28 protein-coding genes are annotated in these 26,831 nt (G+C 70.9%); 22 read left to right on the top strand and 6 right to left on the bottom strand.

Going from position 1 to position 26,831, the window contains the following annotated elements:
* Positions 1 to 66: 66 nt before the first annotated feature.
* On the top strand, positions 67 to 1,005 hold the full coding sequence (locus OG520_RS34505) for a LysR family transcriptional regulator (RefSeq protein WP_406015709.1): 939 nt from the start codon (positions 67 to 69) through the stop codon (positions 1,003 to 1,005).
* 33 nt (positions 1,006 to 1,038) lie between these two features.
* Here OG520_RS34505 and OG520_RS34500 read toward each other — a convergent pair whose 3' ends face one another.
* The gene (locus OG520_RS34500; RefSeq protein WP_406015708.1) at positions 1,039 to 1,470 is read right to left on the bottom strand and encodes an ATP-binding protein; all 432 of its coding nucleotides are present in this window, start codon (positions 1,468 to 1,470) and stop codon (positions 1,039 to 1,041) included.
* A 204-nt stretch (positions 1,471 to 1,674) separates the two neighbouring features.
* On the opposite strand from OG520_RS34500, the gene OG520_RS34495 reads away from it, so the two are divergent.
* Both OG520_RS34495 and OG520_RS34490 read left to right on the top strand, forming a co-directional pair.
* Positions 1,675 to 2,535 (top strand): helix-turn-helix domain-containing protein, encoded by an 861-nt coding sequence (locus OG520_RS34495; RefSeq protein ID WP_385330727.1) that lies wholly within the window; start codon positions 1,675 to 1,677, stop codon positions 2,533 to 2,535.
* A 24-nt stretch (positions 2,536 to 2,559) separates the two neighbouring features.
* The gene (locus OG520_RS34490) at positions 2,560 to 2,766 is read left to right on the top strand and encodes a DUF397 domain-containing protein (RefSeq protein ID WP_406015707.1); all 207 of its coding nucleotides are present in this window, start codon (positions 2,560 to 2,562) and stop codon (positions 2,764 to 2,766) included.
* On the opposite strand, the gene OG520_RS34485 is transcribed toward OG520_RS34490, so the two are convergent.
* Complete coding sequence (locus OG520_RS34485; protein WP_399334141.1) at positions 2,759 to 3,901, bottom strand: 8-amino-7-oxononanoate synthase; 1,143 nt, start codon at positions 3,899 to 3,901, stop codon at positions 2,759 to 2,761. The two genes, OG520_RS34490 and OG520_RS34485, sit on opposite strands and share 8 nt — an antisense overlap.
* Before the next feature lie 142 nt (positions 3,902 to 4,043).
* On the opposite strand from OG520_RS34485, the gene bioB reads away from it, so the two are divergent.
* From bioB to OG520_RS34465, 4 genes are all read left to right on the top strand, one after another.
* Positions 4,044 to 5,210: a biotin synthase BioB gene (bioB, locus tag OG520_RS34480; RefSeq protein ID WP_406015706.1), complete on the top strand. Its 1,167-nt coding sequence runs from the start codon at positions 4,044 to 4,046 to the stop codon at positions 5,208 to 5,210.
* Complete coding sequence (locus OG520_RS34475) at positions 5,203 to 6,507, top strand: adenosylmethionine--8-amino-7-oxononanoate transaminase (RefSeq protein ID WP_406015705.1); 1,305 nt, start codon at positions 5,203 to 5,205, stop codon at positions 6,505 to 6,507. Before bioB ends, OG520_RS34475 begins: the two co-directional genes overlap by 8 nt.
* 1 nt (position 6,508) lies before the next feature.
* A complete protein-coding gene (bioD, locus tag OG520_RS34470) occupies positions 6,509 to 7,198 on the top strand; it encodes a dethiobiotin synthase (protein ID WP_406015704.1) in 690 nt (229 codons plus the stop codon).
* A gap of 78 nt (positions 7,199 to 7,276) precedes the next feature.
* Positions 7,277 to 7,954, top strand: a complete 678-nt coding sequence (locus OG520_RS34465; protein WP_406015703.1) for a class I SAM-dependent methyltransferase — start codon at positions 7,277 to 7,279, stop codon at positions 7,952 to 7,954.
* A 33-nt stretch (positions 7,955 to 7,987) separates the two neighbouring features.
* Here the strand turns inward: OG520_RS34465 and OG520_RS34460 are convergent, their stop codons facing one another.
* Complete coding sequence (locus tag OG520_RS34460; RefSeq protein WP_093551070.1) at positions 7,988 to 8,359, bottom strand: fic family toxin-antitoxin system, toxin component; 372 nt, start codon at positions 8,357 to 8,359, stop codon at positions 7,988 to 7,990.
* On the bottom strand, positions 8,356 to 8,583 hold the full coding sequence (locus tag OG520_RS34455) for an antitoxin (protein ID WP_385330706.1): 228 nt from the start codon (positions 8,581 to 8,583) through the stop codon (positions 8,356 to 8,358). The genes OG520_RS34460 and OG520_RS34455 overlap by 4 nt, the downstream gene beginning before the upstream one ends.
* 446 nt (positions 8,584 to 9,029) lie before the next feature.
* Here OG520_RS34455 and OG520_RS34450 point away from each other — a divergent pair, with 446 nt between their 5' ends.
* The 6 genes from OG520_RS34450 to OG520_RS34425 all read left to right on the top strand — a co-directional run bounded on the left by OG520_RS34450 (position 9,030) and on the right by OG520_RS34425 (position 15,552).
* Positions 9,030 to 9,554 (top strand): transglycosylase SLT domain-containing protein, encoded by a 525-nt coding sequence (locus OG520_RS34450; protein ID WP_406012069.1) that lies wholly within the window; start codon positions 9,030 to 9,032, stop codon positions 9,552 to 9,554.
* 113 nt (positions 9,555 to 9,667) lie between these two features.
* A complete protein-coding gene (locus OG520_RS34445) occupies positions 9,668 to 10,093 on the top strand; it encodes a GNAT family N-acetyltransferase (protein ID WP_406015702.1) in 426 nt (141 codons plus the stop codon).
* A gap of 173 nt (positions 10,094 to 10,266) precedes the next feature.
* Positions 10,267 to 11,604: a hemolysin family protein gene (locus OG520_RS34440; RefSeq protein ID WP_406015701.1), complete on the top strand. Its 1,338-nt coding sequence runs from the start codon at positions 10,267 to 10,269 to the stop codon at positions 11,602 to 11,604.
* Entirely contained in the window at positions 11,601 to 12,620 is a 1,020-nt protein-coding gene (locus tag OG520_RS34435) for a hemolysin family protein (RefSeq protein WP_406015700.1), read from the top strand. The genes OG520_RS34440 and OG520_RS34435 overlap by 4 nt, the downstream gene beginning before the upstream one ends.
* 153 nt (positions 12,621 to 12,773) lie before the next feature.
* Positions 12,774 to 13,622 carry an SGNH/GDSL hydrolase family protein gene (locus OG520_RS34430; RefSeq protein WP_406015699.1) on the top strand — a complete coding sequence of 283 codons (849 nt, stop codon included), beginning with the start codon at positions 12,774 to 12,776 and terminating at the stop codon, positions 13,620 to 13,622.
* Between the two features lie 244 nt (positions 13,623 to 13,866).
* Positions 13,867 to 15,552: a hydrogenase maturation protein gene (locus tag OG520_RS34425; protein ID WP_406015698.1), complete on the top strand. Its 1,686-nt coding sequence runs from the start codon at positions 13,867 to 13,869 to the stop codon at positions 15,550 to 15,552.
* A gap of 21 nt (positions 15,553 to 15,573) precedes the next feature.
* Here OG520_RS34425 and hypB read toward each other — a convergent pair whose 3' ends face one another.
* Together hypB and OG520_RS34415 are read right to left on the bottom strand one after the other, a co-directional pair.
* Positions 15,574 to 16,359 (bottom strand): hydrogenase nickel incorporation protein HypB, encoded by a 786-nt coding sequence (gene hypB, locus OG520_RS34420; protein WP_399333719.1) that lies wholly within the window; start codon positions 16,357 to 16,359, stop codon positions 15,574 to 15,576.
* Between the two features lie 3 nt (positions 16,360 to 16,362).
* The gene (locus OG520_RS34415; RefSeq protein ID WP_399333721.1) at positions 16,363 to 16,692 is read right to left on the bottom strand and encodes a hydrogenase maturation nickel metallochaperone HypA; all 330 of its coding nucleotides are present in this window, start codon (positions 16,690 to 16,692) and stop codon (positions 16,363 to 16,365) included.
* A gap of 260 nt (positions 16,693 to 16,952) precedes the next feature.
* On the opposite strand from OG520_RS34415, the gene OG520_RS34410 reads away from it, so the two are divergent.
* The 9 genes from OG520_RS34410 (at position 16,953) to hypF (ending at position 26,786) form a co-directional block, all read left to right on the top strand.
* On the top strand, positions 16,953 to 18,008 hold the full coding sequence (locus tag OG520_RS34410) for a hydrogenase expression protein HypE (protein WP_406015697.1): 1,056 nt from the start codon (positions 16,953 to 16,955) through the stop codon (positions 18,006 to 18,008).
* A gap of 45 nt (positions 18,009 to 18,053) precedes the next feature.
* The gene (locus tag OG520_RS34405) at positions 18,054 to 19,847 is read left to right on the top strand and encodes a nickel-dependent hydrogenase large subunit (RefSeq protein WP_399333725.1); all 1,794 of its coding nucleotides are present in this window, start codon (positions 18,054 to 18,056) and stop codon (positions 19,845 to 19,847) included.
* Complete coding sequence (locus OG520_RS34400) at positions 19,847 to 20,788, top strand: NifU family protein (RefSeq protein ID WP_406015696.1); 942 nt, start codon at positions 19,847 to 19,849, stop codon at positions 20,786 to 20,788. Before OG520_RS34405 ends, OG520_RS34400 begins: the two co-directional genes overlap by 1 nt.
* A complete protein-coding gene (locus OG520_RS34395) occupies positions 20,785 to 21,438 on the top strand; it encodes a DUF5947 family protein (protein WP_399333729.1) in 654 nt (217 codons plus the stop codon). The genes OG520_RS34400 and OG520_RS34395 overlap by 4 nt, the downstream gene beginning before the upstream one ends.
* Positions 21,435 to 22,076, top strand: a complete 642-nt coding sequence (locus tag OG520_RS34390; RefSeq protein WP_266422703.1) for a DUF6084 family protein — start codon at positions 21,435 to 21,437, stop codon at positions 22,074 to 22,076. Before OG520_RS34395 ends, OG520_RS34390 begins: the two co-directional genes overlap by 4 nt.
* Positions 22,073 to 23,476, top strand: a complete 1,404-nt coding sequence (locus OG520_RS34385) for a hypothetical protein (protein WP_399333731.1) — start codon at positions 22,073 to 22,075, stop codon at positions 23,474 to 23,476. The genes OG520_RS34390 and OG520_RS34385 overlap by 4 nt, the downstream gene beginning before the upstream one ends.
* Entirely contained in the window at positions 23,473 to 23,592 is a 120-nt protein-coding gene (locus OG520_RS34380) for a DUF6893 family small protein (RefSeq protein WP_399333733.1), read from the top strand. Before OG520_RS34385 ends, OG520_RS34380 begins: the two co-directional genes overlap by 4 nt.
* A 108-nt stretch (positions 23,593 to 23,700) precedes the next feature.
* Positions 23,701 to 24,231, top strand: coding sequence for a hydrogenase maturation protease (locus tag OG520_RS34375; protein WP_406015695.1), 531 nt, complete (start codon positions 23,701 to 23,703; stop codon positions 24,229 to 24,231).
* A gap of 2 nt (positions 24,232 to 24,233) precedes the next feature.
* Positions 24,234 to 26,786: a carbamoyltransferase HypF gene (gene hypF / locus OG520_RS34370; RefSeq protein WP_406015694.1), complete on the top strand. Its 2,553-nt coding sequence runs from the start codon at positions 24,234 to 24,236 to the stop codon at positions 26,784 to 26,786.
* Positions 26,787 to 26,831: the final 45 nt, after the last annotated feature.

The raw sequence follows: 26,831 nt of genomic DNA, 5'->3' as shown, positions 1-26,831 counted from the left end.
ACCCTGACCCGGCCGAGCCTTTAGCATGTACTTGCAATCTTCTGGGTCCGCCAAAAGGAACGCTTAATGTACGACCCGACACGGCTGGCGGCACTGGTGGCGGTCGCGGAGGCCGGATCGATCACCCGGGCCGCCGCGCGGCTGGGCTACACCGCGCCGGCGCTCTCCCAGCAGCTCGCCAAGCTGGAGCGGGAGGCGGGCGCCGCGCTGCTGGTGCGCCACCACCGAGGGGCGAGGCTCACGGCCGCGGGCGAACTGCTGGCCGGACGCGCCCGGCGCGTCCTCGACGAGATGGACCGGGCCCGTCATGAGCTGGCCCGTCTCTCCGGGCTCTCCGGGGGGCGCCTGCGGGTCGGCACGTTCACCACGGCGGGCATCCACCTGCTGCCGCCGGTGCTGAGCGCCTTCCGGCGCGCCCACCCGGACGTGGAGCTGACGGTCACCGAGTACGAACCGCCTCAGGGCGTCGCCGCGGTGGCCGCGGGCGAAGTCGATCTGGCGCTGACCCACGAGTACGAGCCGGCTGCCCCGGTGGCCCGGCCCACCGGGGTCTTCGCCGAACCGCTGCTGGTCGAGGAGCTGGTCCTGATCACGGCGGTCGGTCAGATGCTTTCCGAAGGCAGCGGGAGGCTGCCGGTGACGGAACTGGCGGGACGGCCGCTGATCAGCAGCGCGCCGACCCATCCGCCGCGCCGCGGGGTCGAGCAGGACCTGGCCGAGGCCGGGGCGACACCCGCCGTGGTCTGCGAGTCGCCGGGCTACGCACTGGTGTGCGCCCTGGTCAGTGCGGGCATCGGGATGGCGGTCGTCCCGGAGATGGTCGCCGCGATGTCGCCGACGCCGCTGTCCGTACGGCGGCTGGATCCCGCTTCCTTCCGGCGGACGATCTCGGTGGTGCACCGCGGTGACCGGGCGAGCGCCGCGGCGGCGACGCTCCAGGCCCTGTTGCGCAGTGGGTTCGGGCGGGCGGGGTCGGCGCAGCGGCCGGGCGCGGAAGCCGGGTGACCGCGTGGGCGGTCGGCCACCGGAACGCGTCGGTCAGCTCTGCACGGGGACGCTCCACGGAAGCGCGATCCACACCGTCTTGCCGCCGTCGGCGGTGGGGGTGACGGTGAGCCGGCCCCCGCACTGCTTGGCCAGGCAGCGGATGATCACCATGCCGCGCCCGTTGTCCTGCTGAACGGCGGCGGGCAGTCGCCTGGGCCAGCGGGGGTGACTGTCCGTCACCCCCAGATGCAGGTGCTCCTCCCGCTCCAGCCGGAGGTTCACGGTGAAGGTGGGCGACTGTCCGAAGGTGTGCTGTACGGCGTTGGTCGCGAGCTCCGAGACGATGAGCTGGATGCTGTCGGCGAAATCGGTGTCGGTGGCCAGGCCCCAGTCGCCGAGCACCCGGGCCACGAACCTGCGGGCTGCCGAGACCGAGACCGGCTCGCTCGGCAGAGTGACGTTTGCTTCCTGATGGTCTGCCATGGCGAGCCGTCCCTTTCCCACCCGGACCGACCCGCGATCGGTCCGGGTTGTGCTTCGCGCCAGATTGCCATTGATGCTGCCCTCTGCGACGGCGATCCACCAAGATATGCATATATCTGTCGCTCAATGCGGTGAACCCTGCCACGCAAGACCGTCTGTGGGCGGCACACTGTCCGCTCGGCAAAAAAGGGATGGAGGCCGCGGATGCAGCACGGCCCTGCGGTTCGACGCCGCAAGCTCGGGGAGGAGCTCCGGAGCCTGCGCCACGCGTCGGGACTGACCAGTCGGGACGCGGCGCGGATACTCGGCTGGCACCAGTCGAAGGTGAGCCGGATCGAGACCGGGGTGAGCGGGGTGCGGCCGGCCGATGTGACCCGGCTGCTGGACACGTACGGCGTGGACGACACCCAGCTGCGGGATCTGCTGGCCACGCTGGCGGGTTCGGCGGGCGGTGGCGGCACCGGATGGTGGCACGCCTATCGCGGTCTGATCCCGCCCCAGTACCGCGACTTCATCAGTCTGGAGTCCCAGGCGCGGACCGCGCGCACGCTGGAGACCTCGGTGGTACCCGGGCTTCTCCAGACGGCCGACTACGCGCGGGCGGTGACCCGGGCCTCGCTGGACGGGCTGCCCGCGGGCCAGCTGGACTCACTGGTGGAGGTGCGGCTCGCCCGGCAGGGGGTGCTGCGGACCGATCCGCCGCTGCGGCTGAGCGCGGTGCTCGACGAGGCGGTGCTGCGGCGCGAGGTCGGCGGGTGCCGGGTGATGCGGGAGCAGCTGCGCCATCTGACCCGGGTGGCTCAACTTCCCCATGTGCAGCTCCAGTTGCTGCCGTTCTCGGTGGGCGGCCATGCCGGCCTCACCGGACCTTTCGTTATCTTCTCATTTCCGAGCACTTCTGATCTGGATGTGGTCGTTCTTGACCATTTGACGAGTAGCCTCTATCTGGAGCGGAAAGAAGACCTTGAGGCGTACAGCTCGGCCTTCCGCACGATGCAGGCGCACGCGCTGTCGCCGGAGCACTCGTTGGACCTCATCGCCGCGATCGACCGCGACGGTCGGTGACCACGGACCGCCCGAGGGGGCCTCATGTCGGAATGCCTCGCACAGCACGGCTTACGGTGGCGGCGCAGCAGCCGCAGCACGGGTATGAACAACTGTGTGGAGACAGCGCCGTCCGGTGACGGACGGCTGGCCGTGCGGGACTCCAAGGATGTGTCCAGGCCACCGCTGCGGTTCTCCGCGGCGGCCTGGACCTCCTTCGTCACCGGTCTGCACCGGGGCCCGGTCAGCTGACGGGAGCGGTCCGCCGCACGATCGACACCGCGGTGGCGATCTGCTCCTCGGTCAGATCGGCTCGCGCCGTCAGCCTCAGCCGGGACACCCCGTCCGGCACCGACGGGGGCCGGAAACAGCCGACCGCGATTCCGGCCGTGCGGCAGTCGGCCGCCCAGCGCACCGCCGCGTCCGCCGAGGGGGCTCGCACCGAGACCACGGCCGCGTCGGGCCGCACGGCGGTCAGACCGGCCGCGGTCAGCTGCTCGTACAGCGCGGTGGCGACCGTGCGCGCCCGGCCGGCCCGCTCCGGCTCTCGGCGCAGCAGCCGCAGGCTCTCCAGTGCGGCGCCCGCCGCGGCCGGCGCGAGACCGGTGTCGAAGATGAACGTGCGGGCCGTGTTGACCAGGTGTTCGATGACCCGGGCCGGTCCGAGGACCGCTCCGCCCTGGCTGCCCAGGGACTTGGAGAGGGTCAGCGTGGTGACGATCCCCTCGCCGCCCGCGAGGCCGGCCGCGGCGAGCGCGCCCCGGCCGCCCTCCCCCAGCACGCCCAGGCCGTGCGCGTCGTCGACGAGCAGTGCGGCGCCCTCCGCTCGGCAGACATCGGCCAGTCCGGGCAGCGGTGCCGCGTCGCCGTCGACCGAGAAGACCGAGTCGGTGACGGCCAGCGCCCGTCCCTCGTGCGACCGCAGAGCCTTGCGTACGGCATCGGGATCGGCATGCGGAACGACGGCGGTCCCGGCGCGGGACAACCGGCAGCCGTCCACGATCGAGGCGTGGTTGCCCGCGTCGGAGACGATCAGTGAGCCGTGGCCGGTGAGCGCCGTGACGGCCGCGAGGTTGGCCGCGTAGCCGGACGACAGCACCAGGGCCGCCTCGAAGCCACAGAATTCGGCCAGTTCGCCTTCGAGTTCGGCATGCAGCGCGGTGGAGCCGGTGACAAGTCGCGATCCGGTCGCGCCCGCACCCCACCTGCGCGCGGCCTCCGCCGCGGCGGCGGTGACGTCGGGGTGCCGGGTCAGCCCCAGGTAGTCGTTGCTCGCGAGGTCCAGAAGTCCGGACGCGGCGGGCCGGGGGCGCAGAGTACGGACGAGTCCGGCGTCGGCGCGGCGGCGCGCCTCCTCGTCGATCCAGTCGAACGGGTCGAAGGACATGAGCGGTCCCTTTTGTAGGCAGCTCACAGACCCTAACCGGGGGCGCAGCCGGTCATGGTGTGGCAATACACACACCCTTGGCAGGCTCTGTTGTCCGGTTCCTCCTTGGCTGGGAGCCGTGCGGTAGGCCAGGATCTTCGCCATGGACCTCCTGAACACGCTGGTGGACAAGGGGCTGCGGCGCGAGCTGCCGACCCGCGAAGAAGCCCTCGCCGTACTGGCGACCTCGGACGACGATCTGCTCGAAGTGGTGGCCGCGGCCGGAAAGGTGCGCCGTCAGTGGTTCGGGCGACGCGTGAAACTGAACTACCTGGTCAATCTCAAGTCCGGCCTCTGCCCCGAGGACTGCTCGTACTGCTCGCAGCGGCTCGGCTCGAAGGCCGAGATCCTCAAGTACACCTGGCTGAAACCGGACGAGGCGTCGAAGGCCGCCGCCGCCGGGGTGGCGGGCGGGGCCAAGCGGGTGTGTCTGGTGGCGAGCGGTCGTGGTCCGACGGACCGCGACGTCGACCGGGTGTCGGAGACCATCGAGGCGATCAAGGAACAGAACGAGGGCGTCGAGGTGTGCGCCTGTCTCGGTCTGCTCTCCGACGGTCAGGCCGACCGGCTGCGCTCTGCGGGCGCCGACGCGTACAACCACAACCTCAACACGTCCGAAGGGACGTACGGGGACATCACCACCACCCACACCTATGCGGACCGGGTGGAGACCGTGCACCAGGCGCAGGCCGCCGGGCTCTCGGCGTGTTCCGGGCTGATCGCCGGGATGGGTGAGAGCGACGCCGACCTGGTCGATGTCGTCTTCTCGCTGCGCGAACTGGACCCGGACTCGGTTCCGGTGAATTTTCTGATCCCGTTCGAGGGAACTCCGCTGGCCAAGGAGTGGAACCTCACCCCGCAGCGCTGTCTGCGCATTCTGGCGATGGTCCGCTTCGTCTGCCCGGATGTGGAGGTACGGCTCGCGGGCGGACGCGAGGTGCATCTGCGCTCGGTGCAGCCACTGGCCCTGCACCTGGTCAACTCGATCTTCCTGGGCGACTACCTCACCAGTGAGGGTCAGGCGGGCCAGGCGGATCTGGACATGATCGCGGACGCCGGTTTCGAGGTGGAGGGCGCGGGAACGACGACGCTGCCCACGCACCGGGCGCAGCCGGGCGGCGGATACGGTTCGCACGACGGCGGATGCGCCCCCTGCGGTGAAGCGCCCGCAGAGGCCGAGGCCGATCCCCGGGAAGCGCCGGCTGCCCGTACGGATCTGGTCGCGGTCCGCCGTCGCGGCGCGGGAACGGATCTCGCCCCCAATGCCTGAGGCCCTCTCCCCGGCCGAGCTGCGGTCCCTGGACCGGGCCCACGTCTGGCATCCGTACGGCCCGATGCCGGGGCGCCAGGAGCCGCTGGTCGTGGAGTCCGCGTCCGGAGTGCGGCTGAGGCTGGCAGAACCGGCCCACGGGCAGCTGGAGTTGGTCGACGGCATGTCGTCCTGGTGGTCGGCGGTGCACGGCTACAACCATCCGGTGCTCAACGAGGCGGCCCGTGACCAGCTGGGCCGGATGAGCCATGTGATGTTCGGCGGGCTCACCCATGAGCCCGCCGTGCGGCTGGCCACGCGGCTGGTCGAGATCACCCCGGAGCCGCTGCGGCACGTCTTCCTCTCCGACTCGGGGTCGGTCTCCGTCGAGGTCGCGGTCAAGATGTGCCTGCAGTACTGGCGCTCGGCCGGGCGGCCCGCCAAGCAGCGGCTGCTGACCTGGCGCGGCGGCTATCACGGGGACACCTGGCAGCCGATGTCGGTGTGCGACCCCGAGGGCGGCATGCACGAGCTGTGGTCGGGCGTCCTGCCCCGCCAGCTCTTCGCCGACGAGCCCCCGGCCGGTTTCGACGCGGAACCGGATGCCGCGTACGTCCGGCACCTGCGGGAACTGATCGCGGAGCACGCCGACCGGCTGGCCGCGGTGATCGTGGAGCCGGTGGTGCAGGGCGCGGGCGGGATGCGCTTCCACTCCCCCGCGTATCTGCGGGTGCTGCGCGAGGCGTGCGACGAGCACGACGTGCTGCTGGTGTTCGACGAGATCGCCACGGGTTTCGGCCGCACCGGGAAGCTGTTCGCCGCTGAGCACTCGGGGATCTCGCCCGATGTCATGTGCGTGGGCAAGGCGCTGACCGGCGGTTATCTGACGATGGCGGCGACGCTGTGCACCTCCCGGGTGGCGGAGGGCATCTCGCGCGGCGAGGTGCCGGTGCTCGCGCACGGACCGACGTTCATGGGCAATCCGCTCGCCGCCGCGGTGGCGAGCGCCTCGATCGATCTGCTGCTCGGCCAGGACTGGGAGCGGGAGGTGAGGCGGATCGGCACGGGGCTGCGGGAGGGTCTCGCCCCGGCGGCGGAGCTGCCCGGGGTGCGGGATGTACGGGTGCTGGGTGCGATCGGCGTCGTACAGCTCGATCACGAGGTGGACATGGCGGCCGCGACCCGGGCCGCGGTACGGGAAGGGGTGTGGCTGCGGCCGTTCCGCGACCTCGTCTACACGATGCCGCCGTATGTGACGGGTGACGAGGACGTGGCGCGGATCTGCCGTGCCGTGTGCGCGGCTGCGCGAGAGGGATGAGATGACGGTTCTGGTAGTGACGGGAACGGGCACGGAGATCGGCAAGACGGTCGTGACGGCGGCCGTGGCGGCGGCGTGCCCGGACCGTCGTGTCGCGGTGCTCAAGCCGGCGCAGACGGGGCTGGCCCCCGGCGAGCCGGGTGATGCCGCCGAGGTCGTCCGGCTGGCGGGTGGCCATGTCACCGCGGTCGAACTGGCCCGGTTCCCCGAACCGTTGGCACCTGCCACCGCCGCCCGGAGGGCAGGCCTCCCGCCGGTACGGCCGTACGAGATCGCCGATGCGGCGCAGAAGCTGGCGACCGAACACGACCTGGTGCTGATCGAGGGTGCGGGCGGTCTGCTCGTACGGTTCGACGACGAGGGCTCGACCCTCGCCGACGCCGCCCGGCTGCTGGCCGCCCCGGTGCTGGTCGTGACGCCCGCCGGTCTGGGCACGCTCAACACCACCGCACTGACCTCGGAGGCGCTGCGGGCCCGGGGGCTGGAGTGCCTCGGTGTGGTGGTGGGCAGCATGCCTGCCGAGCCGGACCTCGCGGCGCGCTGCAATCTGGCGGACCTCCCCGTGGTGGCGGGCGCCCCGCTGCTGGGTGCGGTGCCGGCCGGTGCGGGGTCCCTGGATCCCGCCGACTTCCGCGCGCGGGCCAGGAGTTGGCTCGCCGCGGAACTGGGCGGGAATCGGCCCGCCGACTGAGCGGCTGAGCGGTGCGGGACGGGGGAGAATCTAAGTAGCCGTACTTTCTGTCCGAGCACCCGGTCGAGGAGGTCCGTCATGCGTCCGCGCAGCACGAGAATCCCGGAGGACGCGGTGCACCACCCCGTCTTCGCCCGGTTCTACGCCCGGATGAGCGTGGCCGCGGAGACCAGGGCGGGACTGGCCGCGGTGCGCTCGGAGCTGTTGGCCGGCCTGTCCGGCCGGGTCATCGAGATCGGTGCGGGCAATGGCCTGAACTTCGCGCACTACCCGCCCACGGTGTCGGAGGTGGTGGCCATCGAACCCGAGCGCAGCCTGCGGAAGTTGGCGGTGCGGTCGGCGCTGCGTGCGGCACTCCCGGTGGATGTGGTGCCGGGCACGGCGGAGGCGCTGCCGGTGAAGAGCGAGGCGTTCGACGGGGCCGTCGCCTCGCTGGTGCTGTGCACCGTACGGAATGTGGAGCGTTCGCTCGCGGAGATCGTGCGGGTGCTGCGGCCCGGCGGTGAGCTGCGCTTCTTCGAGCACGTGCGGGCCGACGACCGGGCCATGGCGGCAGCGCAGCGGGCACTGGACCGTACGGTCTGGCCGCTGGTGACGGGCGGGTGTCACACCGCGCGCGACACCCTGGCTGCCATCGAGAGGGCCGGATTCGTGGTGGAGACCTACCGCAGGGTCAGGATGCCCGAGTGGGGAGTCCGGCTCCCCACGTCGGCCTGCGTGCTGGGCGTGGCCCGGCGCCCGGCCGCGGTGGACTGAGGCGCTCCGGCCCGCCGTCGCGTGCCGGGGCTGTCACAGACTCCACTGACGGAGTTCGTCGGCGATGGCCCGGACGTCCGCCTTGCCCTCCTTCACCAGTCGGGCCAGGTCGCGCACCTGCTCGGGCGAGGTGATGACCTTGAGTCCGGAGGCGACGAGATATCCGTACGCGACGGCCGAGGAGAACATCGCGTTGGAGTGTTCGAGCGCGGGGACGTGGAGCAGCAATTGCAGGAGGGCAGCGGCTCGGGAGTGCGGGTCGCTGTAGACGGGGCTGCCGAAGATCTCGGCCTCATGACGGGCCACCGCGGCCACGAGCGCACCCCAGTCGACGACCTGCGGGTCACCGGGGGTCTTGTGCTCGGCCACCATGAGCAGCCAGGAAAGGTCGATCTGGAGGTTCAACGCGTGCCTTTGCGCTCCGGGCCGAACTCCTCGGCGAACACCGACTCGTACTGCTTCATGAAGTCGGCCGCGGCCTCGACGAAGGTGTGTCCGACCTCGCCCGCATCCTGCCTCACGAGCTCCTCTATGTAACGGTTCACGCTCATCCCCCTCTGTAGCGCGCGCTGCCGCGCGGCCTCGGCGGTGGTTTCGTCCACTCTCACGTTCAGCTGAGTCTTGGGCACAGCAACACGCTAGCGCGGGTGCGCTAGCACCGGCAAGAGGAGCCCACCAGTGCCCCGTACACGGGTCCCGGTGCGCAGAAAGCCGTACGCGGGCAGCCCTGCCGATGGCCTCGAAATGGCCCCGGAACGGCCCTGTGGATGTGATGCCACCCATAGGGGCCACGTCACATCCTAGGGAGGGTAGTAGAAACAGAGTCGCCCGAACAGCATGGAATCGGCTCAGATCGGTCTATGTCGGACATTGCTCCGTATTGGGGTAGTACGTCACATCATTGACCCCCACCCCGGCCGCCGCTAACCATGGCTGTCGTTGCGGGGAACCGCGACCGGACCGCACGGACACCGCCGGACCGCTCGCCCCCTCCCGCACCACGCAGGGCCCCGCCCCGCACCCCCGCCTCCGGCACCGGACGGCGACACCACACCCACAGGAGAGTCACTTCCGCATGACCACGCAGACCCGCACCGGCCGCATCGCCCGCATCCGCACCCTGTCCGTCGCCGCCCTCGCCACCACCGGCGCAGCCGCAGCAGCCCTCACCCTGACCTCGACCTCCGCACAGGCGGCCGAGACGAAGCAGAGCGCCCCCGTCGTCCGGACCGCCCCCACCGGCGACGTCCAGGACACCCAGAAGACCGGCAAGGGCTACGCCAACAACCTCGACGGCTGGATCAAGGAATCCCTGGCCGTCATGAAGGCCAAGGGCATACCCGGCAGCTACGAAGGACTGCACCGCAACATCATGCGCGAGTCCGGCGGCAACCCCAACGCCCAGAACGGCTGGGACATCAACGCCCAGAAGGGCACCCCCTCCAAGGGCCTGCTCCAGGTCATCCAGCCCACCTTCAGCGCCTACCACGTCGCCGGCACCGCCCACGACCTCACCAACCCCGTCGCCAACATCACCGCGGCCGCCAACTACGCCGCCGACCGCTACGGATCCATCGACAACGTCAACTCCGCCTACTGAGCCACGGAGTCGTACCGGCACACGGCACCGTGATACGGCCGAATCGCCACGGACAGCGCGCGCAGCGCGGAAATCGCTCGCCGAACGGATCGGCGCTCTGTTTGGCTCGCCCCATGAGTGATCTCCACATCCGCTGCGCCGGTCCCGGCGACGTCGACGCCGTGTTGAGCTTCTGGCTCGAAGCCGCAGAAGGAACGAGCATCAGCGACGACCACGACGGGGTGTCCCGGCTCATTTCGAGAGACCCCGAAGCCCTGCTTCTGGCGGAGCGCGGCAGTCGTCTCGTGGGAACCGTCATAGCCGGTTTCGACGGCTGGCGGTGTTCCGCCTACCGACTGGCCGTGCACCCCGACCACCGCCGGGAAGGCATCGCCACCGCCTTGACGGAGGCGGCGGAACAGCGATTCCTCAGCCTCGGCGGGCGGCGGGTCGACGCCATGGTCCTGGAAGCCAACGAGCGGGCGCACCGCACATGGGCCGCGGGTGGCTACCACCGCGAGGACCACTGGCGGCGCTGGGTGAAGCCGCTCACGGACTGAGAAGATCACCGGGAGATCGATCGGCTTTGCCGATCCTTTACTATGGATGTTCCGCTGTCCGATCCTTCCGAAAGGTGTGAGCGTCCGCCCATGGGCGAGCCTCCCAGTAGCCGGCATCGCCGGCACCGAGCGATCCTCCTGCCCCTGCCCGATCATGGGACGGAGGTGAACCGATGACCGAAGTGCTCCTGCTGCTCGTGGCAGTACTGCTCTCCCTGGCCTGCGGCGCCTTCGTCGCGGCCGAGTTCTCTCTGACGACGGTCGAGCGCGGCCAGCTCGAACGGGCCGTCGAGCGGGGTGAGCGGGGCGCGGCGAGCGCCATGAAGGCCGTACGCAGCCTCACCTTCCAGCTCTCCGGCGCTCAGCTCGGCATCACCGTCACCAACCTGGTGGTCGGCATGCTCTCCGAACCGTCCATCGCGAAGCTGATCCGCGGTCCGGTGGAGGCGGTGGGCCTGTCCCCGAGCGTGGCGTCCTCGGTGGCCCTCGTCCTGGGCACCGCGCTGTCCACCGTGTTCCTGATGATCGTCGGCGAACTCGTCCCGAAGAACTGGGCGATCTCCTCCCCGCTCGCCGTGGCGAAGACCGTCGCCACGCCGCAGCGAGCCTTCACCGCCGTCTTCCGGCCCTTCATCAGCCACCTGAACAACACCGCCAACCGGATCGTGCGCCGCTTCGGCCTGGAACCGGCCGAGGAGCTGGCCTCCGCGCGCAGCCCGCAGGAGCTGGCGGCGCTGGCCCGGCACAGCGCGAAGGAAGGTGCGCTGGAGGCGGACACGGCGGAGCTGTTCGTCCGCACGCTGAACCTGGCGGAGCTGACGGCGGAGAACGTGATGACCCCTCGGGTCCAGGTCACCGCGCTGGAGGCGCAGGCGACGGTCGAGGACGTCGCGAACGCCACCCGGGCGACGGGCCTGTCCCGTTTCCCCGTCTATCTCGGCAGCCTGGACACCGTCGTCGGTGTGGCCCACATCAAGGACGTGCTGGCCATCCCCGCCGAACTGCGGTCCCGGACGCGCGTCTCGGAGATGCTGCGCGAACCGCTGCTCGTGCCGGAGACCCTCACGGTGGACCGGCTCCTGGACCGGTTGTCCGGCAAGCTCGCCATGGCCGTCGTCATCGACGAGTACGGCGGCACGGCCGGAGTCGTGACGCTGGAGGACATCGTCGAGGAAGTGGTCGGTGAGGTGCGTGACGAACACGACCCGCACGAGACCGCGGACCTCGCGCCGGCCGGCGAGGACGCCGACGGACGGACCCTGTGGTCGGCCGACGGCGCCGCGCGCATCGACCAGCTGAAGACGATCGGACTGCGGGTGCCGGACGGACCGTACGAAACACTCGCCGGGCTCGTCGCCACCGAGGTCGGCCGCATCCCCTCCGTGGGTGACTCGGTCGAGCTGGCGGGCTGGCGGATCGACGTGGTCGACGCATCGGGGCGCCGCGCCGCGCGGGCCCTGCTGCACGCTCCGCTGCCCGGTGAAGACGAGCAGACGGAGAACGCACGATGATCGCCGTCCAGCTCTTGATCGGTCTGCTGACCCTGGTCGTCAACGCCTTCTTCGTCGGGGCGGAGTTCGCGCTGATCTCCGTACGCCGCAGCCAGATCGAGCCCTCGGCCGAGGCCGGGGACAGGCGGGCGCGAAGCGTCGTCTGGGGCCTCGAACACGTATCGGCGCTGCTCGCGGCGGCGCAGCTCGGCATCACCCTCTGCACGCTGGTGCTCGGCATCGTCGCCGAGCCGGCCTTCGCGCATCTGCTGGAGCCCGTCTTCGACGCGGTGGGCATGCCGCACGGGCTGATCCATCCGATCTCGTTCGTGATCGCGCTGTCCGTGGCGACGTATCTGCACATGCTCCTCGGCGAAATGGTGCCGAAGAACATCGCTCTGGCCGAGCCCGTCCGCGCCGCGCTGGTGCTCGGCCCCCCGCTGGTGGCCCTGGCCAGGGCGCTGCGCCCGGTGATCTTCGCGATCAACGCCCTCGCCAACGGGATACTCAAGATCCTGCGGGTCGAGCCGAAGAACGAGGTGTCCGCCACGTTCTCCGACGACGAACTGGCCCGGCTGGTGACGGACGCAGGTGACGCCGGGCTGGTCGACGATCGCTCGGCCGCGCGACTGCACCACGCCCTCGAACTGGGCCGTCGCCCGGTGCGGGACGTGGTGATGCCGGTCGACCAGGTCACGTATGCCAGGATCGGGACCACACCGGAGCAACTGGAACAGCTCTCGTACGAGAGCGGGTTCTCGCGCTTTCCCGTGATGGACAGCGAGGAGCGGATCCTGGGCTACCTCCATGTGAAGGACGCCCTCGATGCCACCCCGCGCGATGTGCCCTTCCCGGTGACCGCGATGCGCCCCATCGCCCGGGTCCGGGCCGACACCCCGCTGGACGACGTCCTGACCGCGCTGCGGCGCAGCCGTACGCATCTGGCGGCGGTTCTCGACGAGGACGACCGGCTGGCCGGAATGGTCACCATGGAGGACGTGCTCCGCGAACTGGTCGGGCGCCCGAAGGCACGCTGACCGGCGCGGGGGACGCGGTGCGGCTTCCGGCCGCGTCCCCTGCGCGCACCGGCGGGGTCCGCGGCCCGCCCCGTGGACCGGCGGCCCGGTCGGAGCCGAGCGACCGCGGACGCCGGAAGGCGCCGGACCCACCGCGATACGATGCGCATCGCCATGGAAATAAATGCCTCCTACAGCAGTCTTGTCGCGGTCGGCGACTCGTTCACCGAGGGCATGTCGGACCTGCTGCCCGACGGTTCGTACCGCGGCTGGGCCGATGTCCTCGCCGGCCGGCTCGCCGTCCGTACGCCGGGATTCCGCTACGCGAATCTCGCCGTGCGGGGCAAGCTGATCGGCCAGATCGTCGACGAACAGGTCGATGTGGCCGCCGCCCTGCGGGCGGATGTCGTCACACTCGTCGGCGGGCTCAACGACGCCCTGCGGCCCAAGTGCGACATGGGCATGGTCCGTGGGCGGCTCGAAGAGGCGGTGGAACGTCTCGCTCCCTCGTGCAAGCAGCTCGTGCTCATGCGTAGCCCGGGGCGCAACGGCCCGGTGATGGAGCGTTTCCGTCCGCGGATGGAAGAGCTGTTCGCCCTGGTCGACGACTTGGCGGCCCGGCACGGAGCGCTGGTCGTCGATCTGTACGGAGCACCGGCGCTGGGCGATCCCCGGTTGTGGGACGTCGACCGGCTGCATCTGACGGGCGACGGACACAGCAGGGTGGCCGAGGCGGTCTGGCAGACGCTGGGGCTGCCTCCGGAGAACGACTGGCGGACGGCACTGCCCACCGCCGTACCACCCAGGTGGGCCCGACGACGCGTCGATGACGTCCGCTTCGCCCGCGAGCACCTGATGCCGTGGATCGGCCGCCGGCTGACCGGCCGCTCCTCCGGGGACGGACGGACGGGCGCCCAGTACAGCTCCGAACGGGGAAGGGCGTTCTGGGTCACCCCCGAGGACGCCCGGGACCCCGGCCCCGTGGCAACGTGGTGCCGGGTCGACCCGGCTCCGCTCCCGTAGCAGCCCACGAACCGGACCGCGGCACCGGCCCGCACACCGTTCACGGCGGGGTGACTGAGCCGCGAGTGCCGCGTGTCGTGGAGTCACGCCCTCGCGTCTCCGGCTCCCGCATGAGCCGGCAGGCGTGCTCGCGGAGGAGCCGCTTCGAGTGAATTCCCGGCATGTTCCCGCCGAGTGGGTTCCGCCGAGCAGGAGTGCACGCCCACGCTCGGTCAGGACTGATCGCAGCCACCGGGAGATCACCGTGCACATCCTGCTTGTCGCAAGCACCTTCAACAGCCTCACCCAACGTGTCCAGGCGGAGCTGAGGGACCACGGGCACTCCGTCGCCGTGCAACTCGCGCACGAGGAAGGCCCGGTCCGGGAGGCCGTCGGCCGGGAGGGCCCGGACCTTGTTGTGGCGCCGTACCTGAAGACCGCGATCCCGAGGGACGTCTGGTCGGTCCACACCTGTCTCGTCGTCCATCCGGGACCGGTCGGCGACCGCGGGCCCTCCTCCCTGGACTGGGCCGTCCATGAGGGAGCGGACCACTGGGGCGTCACCGTGCTCCAGGCGAACGCGGAGATGGACGCGGGCGACGTCTGGGCGTCCGTGTCCTGTCCGCTGCCCCCGGTGGGCAAGAGCGACCTGTACCGCAACGAGATCTCGGACGCCGCCGTGGAGGCGGTGCTGCTGGCGGTCGGACGCTTCGCGTCGGGGACGTACACCCCGGCGCCGCAGGCCTCCGGCGCCGGCGAAGGCTGCCGCCCCCTGTTCCGCCAGTCGCTGCGCCGCATCGCCTGGCAGTCGGACTCCACCGCAACGGTGGTCCGCAGACTCAGGGCGGCGGACTCCCAGCCCGGTGTGCTCGACGAGTTGCTGGGCGGCGAGTGGTTCCAGCACGGTGGGTACCCCGAGTCCCGGCTGGGCGGGCGTCCGGGGGATGTGGTGGCCACCCGGGACGGCGCGATCTGCCGGGCGACCACGGACGGCGCGGTGTGGATCCCCGAGCTGCGGCCACGGCGGGCGCCGGGCGGCCCGGCCACCTTCAAACTCCCCGCCACCTCGGCGCTGGCCGGGCGGCTGTCCGCCGTACCCGAGCGGCCGGCTCCGCTGCACCGGACCGGGGACGACGACACCTGGTCCGAGACCGCCTACCGGGAGGAGGCCGGGACCGGCTTCCTGTCCTTCTCGTTCCGTGGCGGCGCGATGAGCACGGCACAGTGCCAACGCCTGCTGCGCGCCTACCGGTTCGCCTGCTCCCGGCCCACCTCGGTGCTGGTCGTCGGCGGCGGCCGGGACTTCTTCTCCAACGGCATCCACCTCAACGTGATCGAGGCGGCGGCCGACCCCGGCGCCGAGTCCTGGGCCAACATCAATGCCATGGACGACCTGGTGGAGGCGGTGCTGACCACCACGGACCGGCTCGTTGTCGCCGCCCTGGCCGGGAACGCCGCGGCGGGCGGGGTGATGCTGGCCCTCGCCGCCGACGAGGTGTGGTGCAGGGCGGGCGCGGTGTTCAATCCGCACTACCGCCTGATGGGGCTGTACGGATCGGAGTACTGGACGTACACGCTGCCGCGACGGGTGGGTGCGGCGGCGGCCGACCGGCTCATGCGGGACGCCCTGCCGGTCAGCTCCACCGCGGCCCATCGGCTCGGGCTGGTCGACAGGGTGATCCCGTGCACCCCTCAGTGGTTCGACTCGGAGGTCGGCGCCCTGGCGACCCGCCTGGCAGCCCTGCCCGCGACGCAGTCCCGGATCCACGCGAAGAAGGAGGAGCGGGACCGGGTCGACCTGGCCCCGTACCGGGAGGCCGAACTCGTCCGCATGCACCGCATCTTCGCGGACCCGCACCACCCGTACCACGGGCTGCGCCGGGCCTTCGTCCGCAAGGAACGCCCGGCACCCGGCACCGCGGTCCCGCAGCCGCCGTTCCCCCGGGGCTGACGCGGTGCGGCGGCGGAGGGGCTACCGCTGCTCCGCCAGCCAGTCGTACCAGTGGGCCAGGCCCTCGCCGGTGGTCGCGGAGACCGTCAGCACGCGCACGTCCGGGTTCACCGAGCGCGCGTGCTGCGCGCACTGCTCGACGTCGAAGTCGACATGGGGCAGGAGATCGGACTTGTTGATCAGGATCAGGTCGGCAGCGGCGAACATGTACGGGTACTTCAGCGGCTTGTCCGTGCCCTCGGTGACCGAGATGATCACGACCTTGCTGCGCTCCCCCAGGTCGAACAGGGCGGGGCACACCAGGTTTCCGACGTTCTCCACCATGAGCAGCGATCCCTCGGCCGGGGACAGCGCCGTGAGGGCGTCCCGCATCATCTCCGCGTCGAGGTGGCACCCCGCCCCCGTGTTCACCTGCACCACGGCGCAGCCCGTTCGCCTGATCCGGTCGGCGTCGAGCCTCGTCTCCTGATCGCCTTCGATGACCGCCATCGGCCGGCGGCCGCCGAGGTCGGTGACGGCGCGTTCCAGAAGGGTGGTCTTGCCCGCGCCCGGCGAGCTCATCACGTTCACGGCCACGACGCCCCGGTCGGTCATCCACGTCCGGTTGCGCTCCGCGAGCAGATCGTTCTTGGCGAGCACCTTCTGCTCGATGGTGACCGTCTCACCGGCTCCGCTCGGCTGACGACGCTCGTGCGGACGAGGGTGCGGATGCGGATGCGGGTGCCCGTGGTCCGGTGCATCCTCCTCCCGCAGCATCACGATCCTGGTCCCGCCGGACTCCTCGGCACAGCCGCAGGTACCACACATGGTTCAGCCCACTTCCATGGAGACGATCTGCAGTTCCTGTCCCGATGTGATCTCCACATCCGCGCTGCCGCAGGGACACAGCAGAATCAGGTCGGTCAGGGTGAATGCGACGGCACAGGTACGGCAGCGGCCGGCGCCGGGCGGCTGGTCGATCTCCAACTGCGCGCCCTCGGCGGCCGTTCCCTCCGTGACCAGGCCGAAGCAGAACCGCATCGAGTCGGGCACCACCGCCGTGAGCACGCCGACGCGGACGCGGACCGTACGGACCGGACGCCCCCCGGCGCGTTCGCACACCGAGTCGACGACGCTCTGTGTGATGGCCAGCTCGTGCACCGGTGCCTCGTCCTTCCGCGGGTGGCTCCGACCGTAGGGCCACGGGCGGACCGTGGCGCCGCCCGACGGGACCGGTCCCCCGCCCGGACCACCCGAGCGGCCCACCGCGTGCCGTCATTCGGCCCCCGGTGACAAGCCGGGGCGGCGAATTCCCCTGTTGCCGGTGCCCGCGATTCGAGGCGTGATGGTAGCAATGTGCGCGTACCCACCGGTGGGGGCCGATGGCCGGTTGGGCCGTCATCCTGAAAGGCGACACAGCCATGCCGACAAAGGAAGCGGTAAAGGCGGAGGACACACTGATCCACGTGCTGTGGATCAACGCAGGACTGAGCTGCGACGGCGATTCCGTCGCCCTGACCGCAGCCACGCAGCCGAGCATCGAGGAAATCGCGCTCGGCGCCCTGCCGGGACTTCCGCAGGTAGCTGTCCACTGGCCGCTCATCGATTTCGAATGCGGCCCGAACGGCGGCGCCGATGACTTCCTCGAATGGTTCTTCAAGGCCGATCGCGGAGAACTGGAACCGTTCGTCCTGGTGGTCGAGGGATCCATTCCGAACGAGCGGTTGCACGACGAGGGCTACTGGTGCGGGTTCGGCAACGATCCCGCCACCGGCCAGCCGATGACGACCAGCGAGTGGCTCGACCGGCTGGCTCCGAAGGCGACCGCGGTCGTCGCGGTCGGCACCTGCGCGACGTACGGCGGCATCCACGCCATGGCGGGCAACCCGACCGGCGCAATGGGGGTTCCCGACTACCTGGGCTGGGACTGGAAGTCCAAGGCCGGCATCCCGATCGTGTGCGTCCCCGGGTGCCCGATCCAGCCGGACAACCTCTCGGAGACGCTCACCTACCTGCTCTACATGGCCACCGACCAGGCCCCGATGATCCCGCTCGACGACGCGCTGCGGCCGACGTGGCTGTTCGGGTCGACGGTCCACGAGGGCTGCGACCGAGCCGGGTACTACGAGCAGGCCGACTTCGCGACGGAGTACGGCTCGCCGAAGTGCATCGTCAAGCTGGGCTGCTGGGGCCCCGCGGTCAAGTGCAACGTACCCAAGCGCGGCTGGATGAACGGCATCGGCGGCTGCCCCAACGTCGGTGGCATCTGCATCGGCTGCACCATGCCCGGGTTCCCGGACAAGTTCATGCCGTTCATGGACGAGCCCCCCGGCGGAAAGCTCTCGACCAACGCGGTCGGGCCGTACGGGTCGACGATGCGGCGGCTGCGCCAGCTCACCACCCACACCCTGGACCGCGAACCGAAATGGCGTAGGCCCGGCGGGAAACTCACGACCGGCGCCACACGCACCTGGTGAGTGACCTCGTACATCACAGCAACGAACAGAAAGAAGAGACGGCCAATGACCGCGACGCAGCACAAAGGTGCCGGAGGCGGCCAGGGCAAGAACGACCTGGTCGAAATGGCGTGGGATCCCATTACCCGGATCGTCGGCAGCCTGGGTATCTACACGAAGATCGACTTCAAGCAGAAGGTGGTCGCCGAGTGCCACAGCACCAGCTCCATCTTCCGCGGCTATTCGGTTTTCATGAAGGGAAAGGACCCGCGCGACGCGCACTTCATCACGAGTCGCATCTGCGGAATCTGCGGTGACAACCACGCCACATGTTCCTGCTACACGCAGAACATGGCGTACGGGGTGAAGCCGCCGCACCTCGGCGAATGGATCGTGAATCTCGGCGAGGCCGCGGAGTACATGTTCGACCACAACATCTTCCAGGAGAACCTGGTCGGGGTCGACTACTGCGAGAAGATGGTCGCGGAGACCAACCCCGGGGTGCTGGAGCAGGCCAACCGCACCCCCTCCCCGCACGCCGACGCGCACGGATACCGGACGATCGGCGACATCATGCGGTCGCTGAACCCGTTCACCGGCGAGTTCTACCGCGAGGCGCTCCAGGTCAGCCGGATGACCCGGGAGATGTTCTGCCTGATGGAGGGCCGGCACGTCCACCCCTCCACGCTCTATCCCGGCGGGGTCGGCACCGTGGCGACCATCCAGCTGATGACGGACTACATCACCCGCCTCCAGCGGTACGTCGAGTTCATGAAGAAGGTCGTGCCGATGCACGACGATCTCTTCGACTTCTTCTACGAGGCCCTGCCGGGGTACGAGCAGGTCGGCAACCGGCGCATCCTGCTGGGCTGCTGGGGCTCCTTCCAGGACCCCGAGCACTGCAACTTCGAGTACAAGGACATGACCGACTGGGGCCGGAAGATGTACGTCACCCCCGGTGTCGTCGTCGACGGGAAGCTGGTCACCACCGACCTGGTGAAGATCAACCTCGGCATCCGGATCCTGCTCGGTTCGTCGTACTACAACGACTGGGACGAGCAGGAGACCTTCGTCTCCCACGACCCGCTCGGCAATCCGGTCGACCGGCGCCACCCATGGAACCAGCACACCAACCCGCAGCCGCAGAAGCGGGACCTGGACGACAAGTACAGCTGGGTCATGTCACCGCGGTGGTTCGACGGCAAGGACTACCTGGCGCTCGACACGGGCGGCGGGCCGCTCGCGCGGCTGTGGACCACCGCGCTGGCCGGTCTGGTCGACATCGGCTACATCCAGGCCACCGGCCACAGCGTCAAGATCAACCTCCCCAAGACCGCCCTCAAGGGGCCGGTGGAGCTGGAGTGGCACGTCCCGAAGTGGAGCAACACCATCGAGCGCAACCGGGCACGCAGCTACTTCCAGGCCTACGCGGCCGCCTGTGCGCTGCACTTCGCGGAGCAGGCGCTCGCGGAGATCCGCTCCGGGAACACCAAGACCTGGGAGAAGTTCGAGGTGCCCGAGGAGGGCGTGGGCTGCGGGTTCACCGAGGCGGTACGGGGCGTCCTCTCGCACCACATGGTGATCCGGGACGGCAAGATCGCCAACTACCACCCGTACCCGCCGACTCCGTGGAACGCGAGCCCCCGCGACACGTACGGCACGCCGGGTCCCTACGAGGACGCCGTGCAGGGACAGCCGATCTTCGAGGAGAACGACCGGGAGAACTTCAAGGGCATCGACATCATGCGCACGGTACGCAGCTTCGACCCCTGTCTGCCCTGCGGTGTGCACATGTATCTCGGCGAGGGCAAGAAGCTGGAACTCCTGCACTCCCCCACCCAGTCCGCGGGCAGTGAATGATGGCGCGGGAGGAGTCCCCGGCCGCGCCCGACTGGCGGACGACCGGTGAACGCATCGACACCCTGATCGCCGCCAGCGGCTCGGGCGGCGCCATCGCCCGCGAGCGCAGCGAGGAACTGGTCCGGCTCGTCGCCGACTTCTACGGTGCCGGGCTGGAACGGCTGCTCGACCTCGTGCACGAACAGGGGCGGCTGGACGACGACGTCCTGGCCGCCCTGGCCGACGACGAGCTGGTGGCCGGCGTCCTGCTGGTGCACGGGCTGCATCCCTACGGCGTGGAGACCCGGGTCGAGCGGGCGCTGGAGAGCGTACGACCGTATCTGGGATCGCACGGCGGTGATGTGGAGCTGCTCGCCGTCACCGACGAGGGCACCGTCCGCCTGCGGCTGCTGGGCAGTTGTGACGGCTGCCCGTCGTCCTCGGTCACGCTCAAGCTGGCCGTGCAGGGTGCGGTGGAGGCGGCGGCGCCGGAGATCACCTCAATCGAGGTCGAGACCGCGGCCGACGAGGACACCGGGGCAGCGGGGCCGCTGGTGCCGGTGGACTCGCTGTTCGCCCGGCTGCACACGGAGTCCGGGACGGCCGGCGACGGCGCGTCGTGGGAGGCCGTACCGCAGCTGTCGGGGCTGGAGCCCGGCACCGTGGCCCGGGTCGGTGTCGGCACCATGCGGGTGGTGGCCTGCCGGGTGGGCACGGATCTCTTCGCCTTCGAGGACCGGTGCGCGCGCTGCGAGCGGCCGTTCGAGGGTGCCACGCTGGCGCGGCGGCTGGGCGGCCGTTCCGGGGACGCGGTCCTGCGCTGCGCCGGATGCCGTGCGCACTACGACGTACGGCGGGCCGGGGTCTGCCTCGACGGGGACAGTGTGCACCTGGCCCCGCTGCCCCTGCTTTCGGACGGTGCCACGGTCTCGGTGTCGGTCCCCGTGGCGGTGGCGCGGTGATCGCCGCCGGCCGTTCCGCCTCGCCGGCCTCCACCCTGCTGCGGCTCACCCGCAACCGGCCACGGCCGCCCGTCGGTGAGCGCTGCGAGATGTGCGCGGAACCGATCGGCGAGAGCCACCCCCATGTGGTGAACCTCGACAGCCGCGCCCTGATGTGCGGGTGCCGGGCCTGCTATCTGCTGTTCACCGACGAGAACGCGGAGCTGCGCTACCGGGCGGTCCCCGAGCGCTATCTGCACTTCGCCGGGCTGACCGTGGACGGGCGCGCCTGGGACGAGTTGCAGATTCCCGTGGGGCTCGCCTTCCTGTTCCGCAACTCCGTCCAGGACCGGATGGTCGCCTTCTATCCCGGGCCCGCCGGGGCCACCGAGTCGGAACTGCCGCTGGACGCCTGGGCGGCCGTCGTCGAGTCGAGCCCGGAGCTCGCCGTGCTGCGTCCGGACGTGGAGGCGCTGCTGATCCGGCGTACGGCGGAGAGCGAGGGGTCGTGCCATCTGGTGCCGATCGACGCCTGTTACGAGTTGGTGGGGCAACTGCGCCGACTGTGGCGCGGGTTCGACGGTGGCACCGAGGCCCGTGCCGCGATGGACGGCTTCTTCGCGCGGGTGGCGGACCGCAGCCGGCCCGCCGCGGGGATCGGGGCGCCGTGAACGACTTCGCGTTCTCCGTGCTCGACGTCGTCGCCGAGCCGTACGCGGCCGCTCCGCAGCTGACCGCGCGGCTGCGGATCGAGGAGCGGACGGGCCGGCGGATCCACGCCATCGCGCTGCACTGCCAGGTCCGCATCGAGCCGCAGCGGCGCCATTACGACGAGGCCGAACAGAGCGGCCTGGTGGCGCTGTTCGGCGGCCGGGACCGCTGGACGGACACCCTGAAGCCGTTCCAGTGGATGAGCTGCGACACCACCGTGCAGGGGTTCAGCGGTGCGACCGAGGTCGATCTCGCCCTGCCCTGCACATACGACTTCGACGTGATCGGTTCCCGCTATCTGCACGCCCTGGGCGAGGGTTCGGTGCCCCTCGCCCTGATGTTCTCCGGCACGGTCTTCACCCGCGGCAGCAAGGGCTTCGGGGTCGAGCAGGTGCCGTGGGACTGCGAGGCCCGGCACCCGATGCCGGTCGAGGTGTGGCGGCGCATGGTGGCGGCGCACTACCCGAGCACCGGATGGATCCGGCTGGACCACGAGGTGCTGGCGCGCTTCGCGGACTTCCGGGCCCGGCGCGGGCTGATCAGCTGGGACGAGACGGTCCAGGCCCTCCTGGCCGAGCACGACGAGGTGGTCCTGTGAGTCTTGACCAGGTGCGTTCGATCGCCGACGCCGTCCTGTACGAGGGGTACCTCCTGTACCCGTACCGGGCGAGCTCGCACAAGAACCGGTCGCGCTGGCAGTTCGGGGTCCTCGGTCCGCCGCACGCCACGGCGGCGAGCTTTGGCGAGGAGCCGGAGATGGAGATGCAGTGCCTGCTGGCACCGCGCGACGGGCCGGCGGCCGTCACCGTGCATCTGCGCTTCCTCCAACTCCAGGTCCGCGAGGTGCGGAGCACGGGCGAGGACGGGGTGGACGTACCGGTCGAGCAGCTCACCGTCGACGGGGTGTCGGTGATGTCCTGGGACGAGGCCGTCGAGCGTGAAGTCGTTCTGACCGCCCTGCCGTTGGGAGAGGTGACGGACGCCGTCCACGAGGTCCCGGGCGGCGAGGACACCGAGCCGGTGACCGACGCGCGGGGCGTGGTGGTGGGCCGGATCGTGCGGCGGCGGCTGCCGTTGGCGGTCCGGGTCCGCACACGGACCGTCGTCGACGACGGATACGTGCACCTCTCGGTGGCGGTGCGCAACGAGCATCCGGATCCCGTGGCCACCAAGGACGCCGCGATCCGGTCCTCGCTGATCGGCGCGCATCTGCTGCTGCGGGCGCACGACACCGAATTCGTCTCGCTGCTCGAACCGCCCGCCGGGGCGGCAGCGGCCGCCGGCCGTTGCCGCCAGCGCAGGTGCTGGCCCGTGCTGGCCGGTCCGAAGGGGACGACGGACACCCTGCTCGGTGCGCCGATCATCCTGTACGACTACCCGGAGGTCGCCGAGCAGAGCCCCGGCGCCCTGTTCGACTCGACCGAGATCGACGAGATCCTGACCCTCCGTGTGATGACCATGACGGAGGAGGAGAAGGCGGAGGCCAGGGCCACCGACCCCCGTGCCCGGGAGATCATCGACCGGTGCGACGGCATGTCGCCCGCCGACCTCCAACAGTTGCACGGCCTGCTGCGCGACCCGCACCCGCCGCAGCCCGCGACTCCCGCGGGCCCGGCGGCCGACGTCCGGGACGTGGAGCCCGCCTCCTTCGACACCGCGGGCGCCCCCTGGTGGGATCCGGCGGCCGACGCCTCGGTACGGCCCGGGAGCGACGCGGTCGTGATCGACGGGGTCCGGGTTGCCAGTGGCAGCCTGGTCCGCGTCCACCCCTCCCGGCGGGCGGACGCGCAGGATCTGTTCTTCGCCGGCCAGGTGGCCCGGGTGACCGCGGTTCTCTCCGACGTGGACGGTGGTACGCACATCGCCCTGGTCCTCGTCGACGACCCCGCGTCGGACCTGCACGACTGGTACGGCCGCTACTTCTACTTCGCGCCCGACGAACTGACACCGCTGAGCGCCGAGGAGACGGCGCAGCACCGAGAGGAGAACCGATCATGAAGACCCTGGGCATCATCACCGCCGCAGCGGCCACGGCCGCGGCGCTCGTCGCCGTGGCGGTCGGGATCAAGTCGATCCCCGACATCCGCCGCTACCTGCGCATCCGTTCGATGTGAATCCCGATCCGAGTGAAGTGAGTGAGGAGCACCCCATGACTGAGACACCGGAGAAGACTCAGGACCCGGAATCGCCCGGCCTCCGGTCCGGGGGCGGCTGAGCCGAGGATGACGACGGAACCTGACACGGCCGCCCGGGTGCTGGTCGCGGGCATCGGCAATCTGTTTCTCGGCGACGACGGCTTCGGCCCGGAGGTCGTGCGCCGGCTGGCCCGCGACGGCGGGATGCCGCCGCAGGTCCGGGTGGTGGACTACGGCATCCGCGGCATGCATCTCGCGTACGACCTGCTCGACGGGTACGACGCGCTGGTTCTGGTCGACGCGTACCCGGGGGGTGGCGCCCCCGGGGAGGTGACGGTGCTCCGCATCGGTGCGGATGACCTCGGTTCGGGTGAATTCGATGCACATGGGATGAATCCGGTTGCTGTCCTGGCAAATCTGGGTCAACTGGGCGGTACGCTGCCGCTCACCCACCTCGTCGGCTGCACACCCGCCGGAGTCGAGGAGGGCATCGGGCTCAGCGAAGCCGTCGACAGCGTGGTGCCCGAGGCGATGCAGGCAGTGCACACCCTGGTCCGGCGGCTCGTTCCGTCCGTACCGACCGCGTCCGTGAACAGCACCGAACCCCGGAGATCCTGATCATGTGCCTAGGCATTCCTGGCCGCGTCGTGGAGCTCGTGGACGGGTATGCGGGCCAGCTGGCTCTGGTGGACGTGGAGGGCGCCAGGCGCCGCGTCAACATCGGCATGCTCGACGAGGTACCCGGCCGCGACGACTGGGTGCTTCTCCATATGGGCTTCGCCGTCGAGCTCATCGACCGGGCGAAGGCCCGGGAGGCCCTGTCGGGGCTGGAGATGATGGGCCGCGGCCGGGAGCAGCGGATCCGGCGCAGATTCGAGGTGCGCGGCGTCGTGCAGGGCGTGGGCTTCCGGCCCTTCGTCTATGTCACCGCCTCGGAGCTGCTGCTCACGGGCTCGGTGACGAACACCGGCGACGGGGTGCTCGCCGAGGTCGAGGGGACGGCCGGGGCCGTGGAGGAGTTCGGCCGCCGTCTGAGCGCCGACGCGCCTCCGCTCGCGGTCGTCGAGGACGTGCGGACGAGCGAACAGCCGACGCGCGGCGGTACGGGCTTCACCATCGAGCGGTCCAGCGCGTCCGACCGGGCCAGGACGCTGGTCTCGCCCGACATCGCCACCTGCCGGGACTGCCTGGAGGAGCTGGGCGATCCTTCGAACCGGCGCTACCGCCACCCGTTCATCACCTGCACGCACTGCGGCCCCCGGTTCACGATCGTCACCGGCCTTCCGTACGACCGGGCCGCCACCACGATGGCGGACTTCGAGATGTGCGGGGCCTGCCGGGCGGAGTACGAGGACCCACGCGACCGGCGCTTCCACGCCCAGCCGATCGCCTGTCCCGACTGCGGACCGCGGCTCGAACTCGTCGGCAGGGAGGGCGTGGTCCCGTCGCACGACGCGGACGCGCTGCGGACCGCGCGGAAACTTCTCGCCGAGGGCGGGATCATCGCGGTCAAGGGCCTCGGCGGCTACCACCTGGTGTGCGACGCCCGCGACGACGCGGCCGTGGCGGAGCTGCGCCGACGCAAGCGGCGCGGCGGCAAACCGTTCGCGGTGATGGTGCCGGACCTGGACATCGCGCGTGAGCTGGTGACTCTCACGGCGGACGAGGAGGAGCTCCTGAGCGGTGGGCGCCGGCCGATCGTCCTCCTCCCCCGTCACGTTGCCCGGCCCGGGGCGGGGGTGTCCGACGCGGTGGCGCCCGGCAGCCCCCACCTCGGGCTGCTGCTGCCGTACACCCCGTTGCACGTCCTGCTCTTCGGGATCGGGGACGACGATCCGGGCCCGGACGCGCTCGTGATGACCTCGGCCAATCTGTCGGGCGAGCCGATCGTCACGGACGACGGCGACGCGCTGGCCGTTCTGGCGCCGCTGGTCGATGCCTGGCTACGGCACGACCGGCGCATCCATGTGCCGTGCGACGACTCGGTCAGCCGCTGGGCCGCCGGTGCCGAGCTGCCGCTGCGCCGCTCGCGCGGATACGCCCCGCTGCCGCTGGCGCTGCCCTTCGACGTGCCCCCGACCCTCGCCGTGGGCGCCGACCTGAAGAACACCTGTGCGCTGGCCGAGGGCCGCTACGCCTGGCTGAGCCAGCACATCGGCGACATGGACGACCTGTCCACGGTCGACGCTCTGACCCGGACCGAGCAGCATCTGGAGGACCTCACCGGGGTGGCGCCCACCCGGCTGGTGGCCGACCGCCACCCCGGCTACCACTCCGGCGACTGGGCTCGCACCCACGCGGCCGGGCGGCCGGTCCGCACCGTGCAGCACCACCACGCGCACATCGCGTCCGTGATGGCGGAGCACGGCCTGGGCGCGGACGAGCGCGTGATCGGCATCGCCTTCGACGGCACCGGCCACGGCGCCGACAGGGCGGCCTGGGGCGGCGAGGTCCTGGTGGCCGGCTACGCGTCGTTCAGCAGGGCCGCGCACCTGGGTTACGTACCGCTGGCCGGGGGCGACGCGAGTGTGCTGCGGCCGTACCGGATGGCCCTCGCGCATCTGTACGCGGCCGACATCCCCTGGGACGACGACATGCCGCCGGTCCGTGCCTGCCCGCCCGCCGAACGCGATGTGCTGGCCCATCAGTTCGCCACCGGATTCGGCTGCGTGCCCACGTCGGGCATGGGCCGGCTCTTCGACGCGGTCGCGTCCCTGGCCGGCGTCCGGCACGTGGTGGCGTACGAGGCGGAGGCGGCCATGGAACTGGAAGGGCTGGCCCGTACCGCGGCAGCCGGCTCCGCGGCACCGGAGGGCGGCTACCGCTTCGGCGTCCGGGCCGGGAAGGGGGAGGAGCCCGCCGTCGCGGATCCGGGCCCGGTCGTTCGGGCCGTGGTGTCCGACGTACGGGACGGCGTTCCGGCCGGGCTGGTCGCCGCGCGTTTCCACGCCGCCGTCGCCGCTCTGACCGCCCGCCTCGCGGACCTCTGCCGCACGCGCACCGGCCTCGACACCGTGGCACTGGGTGGCGGTGTCTTCCAGAACGCCGTGCTGCTCGAGGCGACGCAACGCGGCCTGACCGAGCGGGGCTTCACCGTCCTGCGGCCGCGCCTGCTCCCCCCGAACGACGGCGGGATCGCTCTCGGCCAGCTCGTGATCGCCGCATCGGGCTGACGCCGCCGCACGACCGTACCGCCGTACCGCCGTACCTCAAGAGGG

Origin of the sequence: Streptomyces sp. NBC_00984 (genome assembly GCF_045162475.1) — a bacterium.
Lineage (GTDB): Bacteria > Actinomycetota > Actinomycetes > Streptomycetales > Streptomycetaceae > Streptomyces.
Note: the sequence above shows the minus strand (reverse complement) of the source record. Positions and strands in the feature narration are given on the sequence as shown.

Excerpts from the sequence above, each read along its gene's own strand:
- OG520_RS34505 (WP_406015709.1), top strand. The coding sequence starts at position 67 with ATGTACGACCCGACACGGCTGGCGGCACTGGTGGCGGTCGCGGAGGCC.
- OG520_RS34500 (WP_406015708.1), bottom strand. The coding sequence starts at position 1,470 with ATGGCAGACCATCAGGAAGCAAACGTCACTCTGCCGAGCGAGCCGGTC.
- OG520_RS34495 (WP_385330727.1), top strand. The coding sequence starts at position 1,675 with ATGCAGCACGGCCCTGCGGTTCGACGCCGCAAGCTCGGGGAGGAGCTC.
- OG520_RS34490 (WP_406015707.1), top strand. The coding sequence starts at position 2,560 with ATGTCGGAATGCCTCGCACAGCACGGCTTACGGTGGCGGCGCAGCAGC.
- OG520_RS34485 (WP_399334141.1), bottom strand. The coding sequence starts at position 3,901 with ATGTCCTTCGACCCGTTCGACTGGATCGACGAGGAGGCGCGCCGCCGC.
- bioB (WP_406015706.1), top strand. The coding sequence starts at position 4,044 with ATGGACCTCCTGAACACGCTGGTGGACAAGGGGCTGCGGCGCGAGCTG.
- OG520_RS34475 (WP_406015705.1), top strand. The coding sequence starts at position 5,203 with ATGCCTGAGGCCCTCTCCCCGGCCGAGCTGCGGTCCCTGGACCGGGCC.
- bioD (WP_406015704.1), top strand. The coding sequence starts at position 6,509 with ATGACGGTTCTGGTAGTGACGGGAACGGGCACGGAGATCGGCAAGACG.
- OG520_RS34465 (WP_406015703.1), top strand. The coding sequence starts at position 7,277 with ATGCGTCCGCGCAGCACGAGAATCCCGGAGGACGCGGTGCACCACCCC.
- OG520_RS34450 (WP_406012069.1), top strand. The coding sequence starts at position 9,030 with ATGACCACGCAGACCCGCACCGGCCGCATCGCCCGCATCCGCACCCTG.
- OG520_RS34445 (WP_406015702.1), top strand. The coding sequence starts at position 9,668 with ATGAGTGATCTCCACATCCGCTGCGCCGGTCCCGGCGACGTCGACGCC.
- OG520_RS34440 (WP_406015701.1), top strand. The coding sequence starts at position 10,267 with ATGACCGAAGTGCTCCTGCTGCTCGTGGCAGTACTGCTCTCCCTGGCC.
- OG520_RS34435 (WP_406015700.1), top strand. The coding sequence starts at position 11,601 with ATGATCGCCGTCCAGCTCTTGATCGGTCTGCTGACCCTGGTCGTCAAC.
- OG520_RS34430 (WP_406015699.1), top strand. The coding sequence starts at position 12,774 with ATGGAAATAAATGCCTCCTACAGCAGTCTTGTCGCGGTCGGCGACTCG.
- hypB (WP_399333719.1), bottom strand. The coding sequence starts at position 16,359 with ATGTGTGGTACCTGCGGCTGTGCCGAGGAGTCCGGCGGGACCAGGATC.
- OG520_RS34410 (WP_406015697.1), top strand. The coding sequence starts at position 16,953 with ATGCCGACAAAGGAAGCGGTAAAGGCGGAGGACACACTGATCCACGTG.
- OG520_RS34405 (WP_399333725.1), top strand. The coding sequence starts at position 18,054 with ATGACCGCGACGCAGCACAAAGGTGCCGGAGGCGGCCAGGGCAAGAAC.
- OG520_RS34400 (WP_406015696.1), top strand. The coding sequence starts at position 19,847 with ATGGCGCGGGAGGAGTCCCCGGCCGCGCCCGACTGGCGGACGACCGGT.
- OG520_RS34380 (WP_399333733.1), top strand. The coding sequence starts at position 23,473 with ATGAAGACCCTGGGCATCATCACCGCCGCAGCGGCCACGGCCGCGGCG.
- OG520_RS34375 (WP_406015695.1), top strand. The coding sequence starts at position 23,701 with ATGACGACGGAACCTGACACGGCCGCCCGGGTGCTGGTCGCGGGCATC.
- hypF (WP_406015694.1), top strand. The coding sequence starts at position 24,234 with ATGTGCCTAGGCATTCCTGGCCGCGTCGTGGAGCTCGTGGACGGGTAT.